The sequence below is a fragment of the Catellatospora sp. NPDC049111 genome (assembly GCF_040648615.1).
Lineage (GTDB): Bacteria > Actinomycetota > Actinomycetes > Mycobacteriales > Micromonosporaceae > Catellatospora > Catellatospora aurea.
Genome location: NZ_JBEZEB010000050.1, coordinates 15095 through 27795, shown reverse-complemented (window position 1 = coordinate 27795; position 12701 = coordinate 15095). Strand labels below are relative to the sequence as shown.

General features: G+C 73.6%; 11 protein-coding genes. 7 read left to right on the top strand and 4 right to left on the bottom strand.

The genetic code is table 11. The annotated features are described in order from the left end of the window. The first annotated feature begins 5 nt into the window (after positions 1-5). The 3 genes from alr to tsaE all read left to right on the top strand — a co-directional run bounded on the left by alr (position 6) and on the right by tsaE (position 2837). Complete coding sequence (gene alr / locus AB0B66_RS38125) at positions 6-1142, top strand: alanine racemase (RefSeq protein WP_360539514.1); 1137 nt, start codon at positions 6-8, stop codon at positions 1140-1142. A 94-nt stretch (positions 1143-1236) separates the two neighbouring features. Further along, on the top strand, positions 1237-2349 hold the full coding sequence (locus tag AB0B66_RS38120) for an alpha/beta hydrolase (RefSeq protein ID WP_360539569.1): 1113 nt from the start codon (positions 1237-1239) through the stop codon (positions 2347-2349). Next, a complete protein-coding gene (gene tsaE, locus AB0B66_RS38115) occupies positions 2346-2837 on the top strand; it encodes a tRNA (adenosine(37)-N6)-threonylcarbamoyltransferase complex ATPase subunit type 1 TsaE (protein WP_360539512.1) in 492 nt (163 codons plus the stop codon). The genes AB0B66_RS38120 and tsaE overlap by 4 nt, the downstream gene beginning before the upstream one ends. 162 nt (positions 2838-2999) lie before the next feature. Here tsaE and AB0B66_RS38110 read toward each other — a convergent pair whose 3' ends face one another. The 3 genes from AB0B66_RS38110 to AB0B66_RS38100 all read right to left on the bottom strand — a co-directional run bounded on the left by AB0B66_RS38110 (position 3000) and on the right by AB0B66_RS38100 (position 5990). Then, positions 3000-3653 carry a hypothetical protein gene (locus AB0B66_RS38110; RefSeq protein ID WP_360539510.1) on the bottom strand — a complete coding sequence of 218 codons (654 nt, stop codon included), beginning with the start codon at positions 3651-3653 and terminating at the stop codon, positions 3000-3002. 413 nt (positions 3654-4066) lie between these two features. Beyond that, positions 4067-5542 carry an NAD(P)H-hydrate dehydratase gene (locus AB0B66_RS38105; RefSeq protein ID WP_360539508.1) on the bottom strand — a complete coding sequence of 492 codons (1476 nt, stop codon included), beginning with the start codon at positions 5540-5542 and terminating at the stop codon, positions 4067-4069. Between the two features lie 73 nt (positions 5543-5615). After that, the gene (locus AB0B66_RS38100; RefSeq protein WP_203692182.1) at positions 5616-5990 is read right to left on the bottom strand and encodes a holo-ACP synthase; all 375 of its coding nucleotides are present in this window, start codon (positions 5988-5990) and stop codon (positions 5616-5618) included. A gap of 23 nt (positions 5991-6013) precedes the next feature. On the opposite strand from AB0B66_RS38100, the gene AB0B66_RS38095 reads away from it, so the two are divergent. The 3 genes from AB0B66_RS38095 to AB0B66_RS38085 all read left to right on the top strand — a co-directional run bounded on the left by AB0B66_RS38095 (position 6014) and on the right by AB0B66_RS38085 (position 9828). Further along, positions 6014-7624, top strand: coding sequence for an amidohydrolase (locus AB0B66_RS38095; RefSeq protein ID WP_360539505.1), 1611 nt, complete (start codon positions 6014-6016; stop codon positions 7622-7624). 138 nt (positions 7625-7762) lie between these two features. Continuing rightward, positions 7763-8089 (top strand): hypothetical protein, encoded by a 327-nt coding sequence (locus tag AB0B66_RS38090; RefSeq protein WP_360539503.1) that lies wholly within the window; start codon positions 7763-7765, stop codon positions 8087-8089. After that, positions 8086-9828, top strand: coding sequence for an alpha/beta hydrolase (locus tag AB0B66_RS38085; protein ID WP_360539501.1), 1743 nt, complete (start codon positions 8086-8088; stop codon positions 9826-9828). The genes AB0B66_RS38090 and AB0B66_RS38085 overlap by 4 nt, the downstream gene beginning before the upstream one ends. Before the next feature lie 77 nt (positions 9829-9905). Here AB0B66_RS38085 and glmS read toward each other — a convergent pair whose 3' ends face one another. Beyond that, positions 9906-11849: a glutamine--fructose-6-phosphate transaminase (isomerizing) gene (gene glmS, locus AB0B66_RS38080; RefSeq protein ID WP_360539499.1), complete on the bottom strand. Its 1944-nt coding sequence runs from the start codon at positions 11847-11849 to the stop codon at positions 9906-9908. 236 nt (positions 11850-12085) lie between these two features. Here glmS and AB0B66_RS38075 point away from each other — a divergent pair, with 236 nt between their 5' ends. Next, the gene (locus AB0B66_RS38075; protein ID WP_360539497.1) at positions 12086-12676 is read left to right on the top strand and encodes a hypothetical protein; all 591 of its coding nucleotides are present in this window, start codon (positions 12086-12088) and stop codon (positions 12674-12676) included. The last annotated feature ends 25 nt before the right edge of the window (positions 12677-12701 follow it).

The window sequence follows — 12701 nt, the reverse complement described above, 5'->3', positions numbered from 1 at the left end:
GACTCATGTGGCAGGCCGACGCTCATTCGCAGGTCGTGGTGGACCTCGACGCGATCCGCGCCAACGTGCGCACCCTGCGGTCGAGCACCAGCGCCCAGGTCATGGCCGTGGTCAAGGGCGACGGGTACGGGCACGGCATGATCCCCGCCGCCCGCGCGGCGCTGTCCGGCGGCGCGACCTGGCTCGGCGTCTGCACCCTGGACGAGGCCTTCGGGTTGCGTGACGCGGGCCTGAGCACACCGGTTCTGGCCTGGCTCTGGCTGCCCGGCCAGCCGGTGGCCCGAGCGATCGCCGGTGACGTGGATCTCAGCGTGGCCAGCCTGTCGCAGCTCACCGCGGTGACCGCCGGGGCACGCGAGGCCGGGCGGGCCGCACGCGTCCACCTCAAGATCGACACTGGGCTGTCCCGCGGCGGCGCGGCCGCCCCCGAGTGGCCGCAGCTCGTCGAGGCCGCGGGCAAGGCCCAGGCCGACGGGTACGCCGAGGTCGTCGGCGCGTGGAGCCACTTCGCCTGCGCCGACGCGCCCGGCCACGAGACCGTCGACCGCCAGCTCGCCGCCTTCACCGACGCCCTCGACACCGCTCAGCGTCTCGGAATCCAGCCGCAGGTGCGGCACCTGGCCAACTCCGCGGCCACGCTCACCCGGCCCGACACCCACTTCGACCTGGTCCGCCCCGGCATCGCCGTCTACGGCCTGTCGCCGCTCGACGACCCCGCGGTGCGCGCCACGCTGCGCCCCGCGATGACCGCCCGCGCCCGGGTGCTGCTGACCAAGCGCCTGCCCGCCGGCCAGGGCGTCTCCTACGGGCACACCTACGTCACGCAGCGGGAGTCGACCGTGGCGCTCGTGCCGCTCGGCTACGCCGACGGCGTTCCCCGGCACGCCTCCAACAGCGGTCCGGTGCTGCTCAACGGCGGCCGGTTCACCGTCGCCGGGCGCGTCTGCATGGACCAGTTCGTGCTGGACGTCGGCGACGCCGAGGTCGGCGAAGGCGACGAAGTGATCCTGTTCGGCCCCGGCGACCAGGGCGAACCCACCGCCGACGACTGGGCCGACGCCGTCGGCACCATCAACTACGAGATCGTGACGCGCTTCGGCAGCACCCGAGTGCCGCGGGTCTACCGCGGTGATGTCGCGTGAGCGAGCGTCACGGGCGGCCGGTCCCGGCCGAGCACAGCATGCGGCACTTCGACGGGGTGATCTCGTGAGCGACACGGCGGCCGGCGACAAGGCCGTGGCCAAGGACAAACCGGTGGGCACCCGGCGCAAGGCCGGGCTGATCGGCGCCGTCATCGGTGTCGCCGCCGCCGGGGTCGCCGCCGGGGTCGCCGTCGAGCGCCTGGTCGTCAAGCGCAGCCGCCGCACCGACACCGACCCGTACGCCGACGAGCCCTTCGGCCGCCTGCCCTACGACGAGACGCTCACCGTCAGCACCGACGACGGCGTGCAGCTGCACGTCGAGATCGTCGAGCCGGTGGACGGGATCGCGGTCGAGTTCGGCAAGCCCGGCCCGCCCGAGCCGACCATCATCTTCGTCCACGGGTTCTGCCTCGACCAGGGCACCTTCCACTTCCAGCGCAAGGCCCTCGACGCGCTCGGCGAGCACCGCATGGTCTTCTACGACCAGCCCGGCCACGGCCTGTCCAGCGCCCTGCACGAGGGCGAGTACGAGCTGCCCGCGCTCGGCGACGCGCTCTACGACGTCATCAAGGCCACCACCCCGGTCGGCCCGATCGTGCTGGTCGGCCACTCGATGGGCGGCATGGCCATCATGGCCTGCGCCGAGCAGCACCCCGACCTGTTCGCCGACCGGGTCGCCGGGGCTGTGCTCATCGCGACCTCGGGCGGCCAGCTCGACGGCATCAGCTACGGCAACCTGCCCGAGATCCTCAACCGCACCAGCGGACCGCTGCTCGCCCTGCTCACCGGTGCGGCCCGGTTCACCGGCCCGATGATCGACAAAGCCCGGCAGGCCAGCACCGACCTCGCCTGGCTGCTGACCCGGCGGTACGGCTTCGGCGGCGACCAGCCCAGCCCGGCGCTCGTCTCGTACGTGGAGCAGATGAACTCGCGCACCACCACCGAGACCGTCGCCCGCTACCTGCGCACCATCAACAGCCACGCCCGCTACCCCGCCCTGCGCGCCCTGAACCAGGTGCCCGTCATGGTCGTCGTCGGCGACGCCGACCTGATCACCCCCGTGTCCCACTCCGAGGAGATCTGCCGGCTGCTGCCGCACGCCAAGATGGTGCTGGTTCCCGACAGCGGGCACGTGGTGATGCTGGAGCACGCCGACGAGGTCAACCAGGCCCTCATCACCTTCCTGGACGAGCTGGAGCTGCTGTGATCCTCAAGACCGTCGACGACACCCGCGACTTCGGCTCCCGCCTGGCCGGGGTGCTGCGCGCCGGTGACCTTCTCGTGCTGAGCGGTCCGCTCGGGGCCGGCAAGACCGCGCTCGCCCAGGGCATCGGGCGCGGGCTGCGGGTGCTCGGTGACGTGACCTCCCCGACGTTCGTCATCGCGCGGGTGCACCGCCCCGACCGCGCCGCGGGCGGCACGGTGCCGATGGTGCATGTGGACGCGTACCGGCTGGGCAACGTCACCGATCCCCGCGCCCAGGTCGACGACCTGGATCTGGACGCGTCCGTCGAGGACTCGGTGACCCTGGTCGAGTGGGGCGAGGGCATGGTCGAGCAGCTCTCCGACGCGTACCTCGAGGTCCGCATCGACCGCCGCGACGACGACTCCCGCACCATCGCCCTGATCCCCCACCACGGCGACTGGCCCGACCGCATCGCCCCCCTCTCCGAAGCCACCGCCGACCGCGCCTGACCCTCCTCGGCGCCTCCAGCGCTTCGCACCAAGCGGGCGGGCGTCCTGCTCTTTCATGGAAAGTGCAGGAAAGCGGCCGCTGATTGCTGCACTTTCCCTGAAAAAGCATGTGGTGTCGCGGCCTTGCCGAACGCCGCGAGGCGCGAGGCGCGAGGTGCGAGGTCAGGGTCGGGAACGCCAGCCGCGGGCGCGGAGGGCGGCGCGGACCTCGGCGGTGAAGCCGTCGAGGTCGTCGCGCAGGCGCTGTGCGGTCAGGTGCAGGATGATCCAGTCCTGGCCGACAAGGCGGTTCAGCCGCTGCCGGTCGCGGTGGAACTGCGCGGTCTCCCCATGCCAGACACCGTCGTATTCGACGGCGACCCGGAACTCCGGCCACGCCATGTCGACGCGTGCGACGAACCGGCCGCGGTCCTCGACCACATGCTGGACGACCGGTCGCGGTAGGCCTGCCAGCACCAGGGCGACACGGGTGCGGGACTCGGGTGGGGACTCCGCGCCCGGATCGGCGAGGCCGACCATGCGGACGAACCGCTTCGCGCCGCGCCGACCAGGGCGACCCAGCGCATATCGCTCCAGCTCGGCGGATTTCACCACACTTTTGCCGAGCAGCGTGTCGACGAGCGCGACTGCCTCGCCGAGGTCGCACCACTGCGCCAGATCCCAGCAGGTCCGTAACGGAGAGGTGACCCGCAACCCGCCGTGGCTGACCAACTCGGCACCATCGAACTCGGTCGTGTGCACCCGCAGGCCCCGCATCGCCCCGATCCGGCACGTAGGCGGCGTGATCACCTCGACCGGATCATCGTCACGCGGCACCGGTCCGCCGTAGTGCGCCACCGCGGAACGACCGGCGACCGCAGCCGGCGCGGGAAGGATCCACCGCGTCGCGGCCTCACATCGGGCAAGGTGGGAGACAGTCATCCGGGCGTCGGCGTAGACCCCGCGAAACACCGGCCGCCATGCCGCGCTGCGCAACTCGCCCGGAGTCACGACGCCCCTCTCGATCGCCTCTCGCGCCGAGAAGATCCTGTTGACGAGCTGACGCGGCCGCCGCGCAATCCGAGACACCCCGCCACCGTGCCCCAAAACCCGAAACCCCGCTCCACCCCCTGTGGATAACCCCGCCCACGCTCGCACTTTCAAGGAAACTGCACGAACTCCCGACCGCTTTCGTGCAGTTTCCTGGAAAGTGCAGGAAAGCCTGGCCGGTGGGTGGGGGTGGAGGTGGGTCAGGTGGGGCGGACGGGGGCCGTGCCGGTGGGCATGCGGGTGAGGGAGGCTACGGCGGGGCGGAGGGATGCCGCCACGTCGACGGCGGTTACCGGGCCGGACTCGGCTGCGATGCGGCCGGCGAGGCCGTGCACGTAGGCTGCCGCGACCGCCGCGCGGATCGCCGGGAGGCCCGCCGCGAGCAGGGAGCCGAGCAGGCCGGAGAGCACGTCGCCGGTGCCGCCGGTGGCCAGCGCCGGGGTGCCGGTCGGGTTGACCCAGGCCTCGCCCGACGGTCCGGCCACGACGGTGCGGTCGCCCTTGAGCAGGACCACCGACCGGGTCCACGAGGCCAGTTTCTGGGCGGCGGCGACCCGGTCCGGGCCGGGGTCCTGCCCAGCGAGCCGGGCGTACTCCCGGTCGTGCGGGGTGAGCACCGTCGGCGCGTCCCGGCTGCGCAGCTCGTTCGCCATCGAGCCGTCGACCAGCAGGGTGATCGCGTCCGCGTCGAGCAGCGCGGGCACCGGGGCGGCCAGCACGCCCCGCACCTCGGCCGCGGCCCGTTCGTCGGTGCCCAGGCCGCTGCCGCAGACCCAGGCCTGCACCCGTCCCGCCTCGGCCAGCCGCGGCGCGGCGATGACGCTGGGATGCGCGGGCACCACGATCTCGTGCGCCGACCCGGCGTAGCGGACCAGCCCGGCCGGCCCGGCCAGCGCGCCGGACAGGGAGAGCAGGGCCGCGCCGGGGTAGCCGGCCGAGCCGGTGGCCACGCCGACGACCCCACGGGTGTACTTGTCCGAGATCGGTCCGGGCTGCGGCCACCAGGCGGCGATGTCGGCGGTGTCCGCGACGCGCAGCGCGGGGTCGCCGACCAGGTGCGGGACGATGCCGATGTCGACGAGTTCGACCTGGCCGGCCAGGACCGCGGCCGGGCCGACCACGTGGGCGGGCTTGAGGCAGCCGAACGCGACGGTGACGTCGGCGCGGATCGCGGTGCCGGGCACGTCGCCGGTGTCCACGGCGACCCCGGACGGCACGTCCACCGCGATCACGGGTGGGCGCGGGGACAGCGCGGCGAGCTGCTCGGCCAGCGTCAGCGCGGTGCCGCGCAGCGCCCCGGTCGCGCCGATGCCGAGCAGCCCGTCGACGACCAGGTCGAGGCGTTTCGGCCAGTCGCTCAGCACCCGGCCGCCCGCGCCGCGCAGCGCGGCCAGACCCTCGGCGTGGGCCCGCTCGGGATCGCTCAGCAGTGCCCCGACCTGGACTCCCTGCCGCGCCAGCAGCGCTCCCGCGAACAGCGCGTCGCCGCCGTTGTCGCCGGGGCCGACCAGGAGCACCACGCGGGAGCCGTACACCCCGCCGAGCCCGCGCAGGGTGACCGCGCAGCGGCGGGCGAGCCCCGCGGCGGCGCGCTGCATCAGCGTGCCCGCGGGCAGCGTCGCCATCAGCGCGGATTCGGCGGCCCGCACCTGCGCCACCCGGTAGACCGACCTCATACGCAGAACTCCGTTCCGCTCGTCTGTGCCTGAGTCTCGCCTGCCGTGCCCGCCGTGCGTGGCCGAACCCCGCTCACCGGCCCGCTTCGGCGATGACCACGGCCGACGCGATGCCGCCGTCGTGCGACAGCGACAGATGCCAGCGCTCGACGCCGCGTTCGGCGGCGACCGCGGCGACGGTGCCGGAGACGGTCAGCCAGGGCCGGCCGTCGGCGTCGACGACGATCTCGCAGTCGTGCCACTGCATGCCGGCCGGCGCGCCCAGCGCCTTGGCCACGGCCTCCTTGGCCGCGAACCGGGCCGCCAGCGACTCGGGTGAGCGCGGGTTGCCGCTGCGGGTGGTGCGCTCCGCCTCGGTGAACAGGCGTTCGGTCAGCATCGGCGTGCGCCGCAGCGCCGCCGCGAAACGGTCGACCAGGACGACGTCGTTGCCCACCGAGACAATCACGTGTTGACCTTAAGGTCTCAGGTGTGGATCTGGTACTTCGCTCGGGCAATGTGTACGGGTCGCCGGGCGCGACCGCGGTGGCCGTCGACCGCGGGGTGATCGCCGCGATGGGCTCCGACGCCGAGATGAAAGAGCTGATCACCGGGCGTACCGAGGTGGTGGACCTGGCCGGGCGGCTGCTGCTGCCGGGCTTCCAGGACGCGCACGTGCACCCGGTGTTCGCCGGGCTGAACCTGCTGCGCTGCGAGCTGACCGAGCAGCACGACGCGGCGGGTTACCTGGGCGAGGTTGCCCGGTATGCCCGCGCCCATCCCGACCGGGCCTGGGTGATGGGCGCGGGCTGGTCCTACGACGCCTTCGGCGGCGGTCAGCCGGACCGGGACATGCTCGATCGGGTGGTCCCCGACCGCCCGGTCTACCTGGCCGTACGCGACGCGCACAGCGCCTGGTGCAACTCCCGTGCGCTCGCGCTGGCCGGGATCGACCGGCACACCCCCGATCCCGAGGGCGGGCGGATCGAGCGCGACGCCGACGGCGAACCCACCGGGGTGCTGCACGAGAGCGCGATGGAGCTGGTCAGCGGGGTGGCGCCGCGGCCGGACGCGGCCGAGATCCGCCGGGCGCTGCTGCTGGCCCAGTCCCGGCTGCACGCGCTGGGCGTGACGGCCTGGCAGGACGCGATCCTGGGCGACTACGGCGGCTGGCCGGACGCGTTCGAGGCCTACCTGGCCGCGGACGCCGCCGGGCTGCTGACCGCACGGGTACGGGGTGCGCTGTGGTGGGAGCCGTCGCGCGGCCCGGAGCAGCTCGACGAGCTGGTGGAGCGCCGGGAGCGGGCCCGGATCGCGGGCGGGGCGAACTTCCGCACCGAGACCGTCAAGATCATGCAGGACGGGGTGGCGGAGAACTTCACCGCCGCGATGATCGAGCCCTACCTGGACGGCTGCGGCTGCGCCACCGACCGCCGCGGCATCTCCCGGGTCGCGCCGGCCGACCTGAACGAGGTCGTGTCGGCCCTGGACGCGGCCGGTTTCCAGGTCCACTTCCACGCCATCGGCGACCGGGCCACCCGGGAGGTGCTGGACGCCGTCGAGCGCGTCGCCGGTTCGCCGCGGCGCCACCACGTGGCGCACGTCCAGGTCGTACACCCCGCCGACGTGCCCCGCTTCGCCCGGCTCGGGCTGACCGTCACCATGCAGGCCCTGTGGGCCGCGCACGAGCCCGCCATGGACGAGCTGACCATCCCGTTCCTCGGCGCGGAGCGCGCGACCTGGCAGTACCCGTTCGGGGCGGTGCACCGCGGCGGTGGCCGGCTGGCCGCGGGCAGCGACTGGCCGGTGTCCGACCCGGATCCGATGCGGGCGGTCCACGTGGCGGTGAACCGGGTCGGCTACCGGTTCGACGAGCCGCCGCTCGGCCCCGAACAGGCGATCGACCTGGACACGGCGCTGGCGGCGTACACGGCCGGGTCGGCGTACGTGAACCACTTCGACGACTCCGGGCGGATCGCGCCGGGCCTGCGCGCCGATCTGACCGTGCTGGACCGGGACCCGTTCGCGGGACCGGCGGAGGAGATCGGGGCGGCCCGCGCCGAACTCACCTGGGCAGCCGGCCGCCTGGTGCACGGCGGCTGACTCCTCGGCCTTTGTCCACAGGCCCTCTACCAGGGCGGTCACCTGTGGACAAGGGCTGTGGACAACCTGCGGGCGAGCGGGCTCCGAGTTATCCACAAGGCTGGCCGGGGGCGGCTCGGGGCGGGAAGCATCGTCGGCATGGACGCCGAGAATCCTTCCGGGACAGTGCCCGAGCCGGTGCACGTCGAGCCGGACGAGCTGATCAGACTGGGTGGCGGGCTGCAGCGGCTGGCCGACGCGGTCGCACGCGAGGTGCCGTACGCCAACGGGCTCACCAGCGGGCCGTCGGGCTGGGCGGTGAGCGGCGCACAGGTCCGGCTGGCCCACGAGGTGGGCACGTACCTGGTCGGCTTCGCCGAGGACCTGGGCGTCTTCGGGCAGCGGCTGTGCCTGGCCGGGGCGAGCTACGCCGACCGTGACTCGGGCCTGGCCCGCAAGATCGCCGCGATGGCGGTGCGCCGATGACCATCACGTACGCGATGCTGCTGGCCGCCGATCCCGCGCGCTGGGTCGACAGCGCTGTCGCCTGGCGGCGGCTGAGCCGGGCGCTCGACGAGCACCACGACGAGCTGGCCCATCGGCTCCGCCGTCAGGAGCAGGTCTGGCACGGCGGCACCGCGGCCGTCGCGGGCCGGGAGTCCGGCGCGGCCCTGGCCCGGCGGCTCGCCACCGCCCCGCCCGCCCTGCTGGAGGTCGACCAGCTGCTGTGGCGGCACGCCGACCGCATCCGGCTGCTACAGCGGCGGCTCGCCGAGGCACTGGCCGCGACGCGGGGCACCGCCGTGCAGGTGTCCGCGGACGGCCACGTGAGCGTCGTCGTACCCGACATCGCCCGGGGCGGCCCGCCCGGCGCTCCCGGCGGCCAGGGCAGCGTCCCCGCCGGCACCGGTGGCGGCCAGGGCAGCGTTCCGGCGGGGCTCGTCGGGTGGGCCGGGGCTGCGCCGGGCGGCTCGGCGCAAGCTGTTCCGTTCGGCGTGCCGGCTCCCGGGGCGTCCGACGTGGCGCTGGCGGTGCGGGTCTCCGCCGAGATCGACGCGGTGGTGCGGGAGGCCCGAGCGAGCGACGAGGACACCGCCCGCCGCCTCACCGCGCTGGCCAAGGCGGCCGCCCAGGCGTGGTCCGGCACGCCCGTTCCGCTGCCCGCGAGCGGCACCCCGGCGGACGTGGCGCGCTGGTGGGCCGGGCTGACCGAGGCAGAGCGGGCCTGGCTGGTGGCGATGCGGCCGGAGGAGCTGGGCAGGCTCGACGGGGTGCCCGCGGCGGTGCGCGACCGCGTCAACCGGGAGCTGCTCGACCGGGAACTGGACCGGCTGCGCGACGCCGCCGCGGCCCACCCGCCCGTTCCGGGCGCGCAGGAGCGGCTGACCGCGCTGACCGGCCTGGCGGCGCGGCTCGACCAGGCCGACCCGCGGGCGTACCTGCTGCGGCTGGATCCGAGCGGGGACGGTCGGCTGGTGGTGGCCTTCGGCGACCCCGACGGCAGCGACCACGTGGCCACCTACGTGCCGGGCGTGGGCACCTCGCTGGACGGGTTCGCCGTCGAGGTGGACCGGGCCGCGGCGTTGCAGGCGCGAGCGGCGGTGCTGGCCCCGGACGCCACGACGGCGACGGTGATGTGGCTGGGGTACGACCCGCCCGACGGGCTCGACGCGGCGAGCGACCGCGCCGCGCTGGCCGCGCGCGGCGACCTCAGCTCGTTCCAGGCCGGGCTGGTCGCCGCGCACGAGGGCGAACCCGCGCACCTGAGTCTGATCGGCCACTCCTACGGCAGCCTCACGGTCGGAGTCACCGAGCGGGACGGCACGGTCGCCGCCGACGAGATCGTCGCGCTGGGCAGCCCCGGCATGGGCGTGGGCAGCGCCGCCGAGCTGGCCCGTCCGGGCCACGTGTGGGCTTCCACGGCCCCCAACGACATCGTGCTGAACGCGCCCTCGAAGGGCGAGCTGGCGCTGAACGCGCTCGGCGGGCCGGCCTACATGTTCGCCGGCTCGACCGTGGACGCGGTGGTGCGCGGCAACGCCGACCTGTGGCACGGCGTGGACCCGTCGTCGGAGCAGTTCGGCGCACGGGTGTTCCCGTCGAGCCGGGGCGCCGACCCGTTCCAGGCGCACGGCCTCTACTTCGACGAGCACAGCCCGGCCCTGCAGCACCTGGCCGAGATCGTGACCGGCGAGCACGGAACGGCGAACAGCCCCGTGCCGTGACCGCTGCCGGTGGCCGGGCAGCAGACGGCCCCGGCGGTCCGCGATAGGGGCGGGCAGCCGGGGCCGATTGGTGCGGACTACTCGACCGTGACGGACTTGGCCAGGTTGCGGGGCTGGTCGACGTCGTGGCCGCGGGCGTCGGCGATCGCCGCGGCGAGCACCTGCAGCGGCACGGTGGTCACGAACGGGGCCAGCAGCGTGGGCGTGCGCGGCACCCGCACCAGCACGTCGGCGTACGGGACGACGGCCTCGTCACCCTCCTCCGCGATGACGATGGTGTGCGCGCCACGGGCCCGCACCTCCTGGATGTTGCTGACGATCTTGTCGTGCAGCAGGCCGCGCCCGGCCGGCGAGGGCACGATGCAGACCACCGGCGTGCCGTGGCCGACCGGAGTGCCGGAGACCGGGTCCTCGGACGGGCCGCCACTCTGCTTCTGGTCGTCGGCGGGGCCGCCGATCAGCGCGATCGGGCCGTGCTTGAGCTCGCCCGCGGCGAAGCCCTCGGCGTGCATGTAGGCCAGCTCCTTGAGCTTCAGCGCGCCCTCCAGCGCCACCGGGTAGCCCACGTGGCGGCCGATGAACAGCACCGTGGTCGCCTTCGCCTCGGCCAGCTCGCGGCCCAGCTCCCGGACCGGGTCCATGCCCGCCAGCACCTTCTCGATCTTGCCGGGCATCTCCTGCAGCTGCGCGACGACCGCGGCCACCTCGTCGGCGTACTTCACGCCGCGCACCTGGGCCAGGTGCAGGCCGACCAGGAAGCAGGCGGCGAGCTGGGTCAGGAAGGCCTTGGTGGAGGCAACGGCGATCTCGGGGCCGCCGTGGGTGTAGAGCACGGCGTCGGACTCGCGCGGGATGGTGGAGCCGTTGGTGTTGCAGATGGCCAGCACCCGGGCCTTCTGCTCCTTGGCGTGCCGCAGCGCCATCAGGGTGTCCATGGTCTCGCCGGACTGCGAGATGACCACGACCAGCGTGGACCGGTCGAGCACCGGGTCGCGGTAGCGGAACTCGCTGGCCAGCTCGACCTCGCACGGAATGCGCGTCCAGTGCTCGATCGCGTACTTGGCGACCAGCCCGGCGTGGTACGAGGTGCCGCAGGAGACGATGAAGACCTTGTCGACGTCGCGCAGGTCCTGGTCGGTGAGCCGGACCTCGTCGAGCATGATCTCGCCGGTCTCACCGATGCGCCCGCGCAGCGTGTCGGCCACGGCCTGCGGCTGCTCGGCGATCTCCTTGAGCATGAACCAGGCGTGGCCGTCCTTCTCGGCGGCGCGGGCGTCCCAGTCGACGTGGTAGTCGCGGCCCTGCGCCGGGTTGCCGAAGAAGTCGGTGATCTCGATGGCGTCGGCGGTGATCAGCACGACCTGGTCCTGGCCCAGCTCGATCGCCTCGCGGGTGTGCTCGATGAACGCGCTGACGTCACTGGCCATGAAGTTCTCGCCGTTGCCGCGGCCCACCACGAGCGGGGAGTTGCGGCGCGCGCCGACCACCGCGCCGGGCGCCTGCGCGTCGACGGCGAGCAGCGTGAACGCGCCCTCCAGGCGGCCGCAGACCCGGCGCATCGCGTCGGCGAGCGCCTGCGGGCTGCCCGCGACGCCGGCCAGCTCGGCGGCCAGCAGGTGTGCGACGCACTCGGTGTCGGTGTCGCTGGCGAACTCGATGCCTTCGGCCTGCAATTCGGCCCGCAGCTTCGCGAAGTTCTCGATAATGCCGTTGTGGATCACCGCGATGCGGCCGTCGGCCGACAGGTGCGGGTGGGCGTTGCGATCGGTGGGACCGCCGTGGGTGGCCCAGCGGGTGTGACCGATGCCCGTGGTCCCCGCGCGCAGGTCCGCCTCGGCGGCCTCGGCCAGCATCTTCTCCAGATTCGACAGCTTGCCGGCCTTCTTGGCCAGCAGCAGCCGGCTGTCTGCCAGCACGGCGACGCCGGCGGAGTCGTAACCCCGGTATTCCAGCCGCCGCAGCCCGTCCAACACCACTCCGAGCGCCTGCTGGCCGCCCACGTATCCCACGATCCCGCACATGCCCGTTACCTTAGCGGAGTTTCGCTCACATTGCATGTTCGGAACCCGGCCAATCACGCACCACGTTTGATTGCAACCTGGACGGACCTGGGCCTGCCCGAAAAGTGACGGATTGCTGCCAGCACATGCCCCCGATGAGCGCGCGGGGCCTACCATCCGCGGGTGAGCGAGCAGCGCGGGTCCCCCGGCCCGACGCGCCGCCTCCCCGCCTACTAGCGCAGCCAGGAGAAGAAGGCATGAGCTACCCCCCTCCGTACGACCCGAACCAGGCGCAGCCCCCCGCCTACAACCCGAACCAGCCACCGCCGCCGCCGTACAACCCCAACCAGCCTCCGGCGTACAGCGCCGCGGGATACGGCTCGCCGGTGCAGCCGCCGAAGAAGAGCAAGACCGGCCTGATCGTGGGCATCATCCTCGGCGTCGTGCTGCTGCTGTGCGCGGTCTGCGGCGTCGGCGGCTACTACCTGTTCTACAAGGCCGGCGAGGCGATCGAGGACCTGCCGGACATGATCCCCAGCGTCGGCGTGGCCACCGGCGACCCCACCGGCTCGCACTCGGTGCGCTACGCGGTCGAGGGCACCGGGCAGGCGCTGATCACGTACTCGGAGGGGCCCGGCAACACGCAGACCGAGACGGTCACCCTGCCGTGGACCAAGAACTTCACCCTGAACAGTGACTCGTTCGGCCTGTCGGTGATCGCGTTCCGCTCGCCGGGCGGCGACGGGAACGTGACCGGCTGCTCCATCTCCGTCGACGGCACCGAGCGGCAGAAGCGGGACGGCTCGGGCGGCGCGGCGACCTGCATCAGCGTGTTCGTGGCCGGCTGACAAGACACGAAAGGGCGTCCCCGCT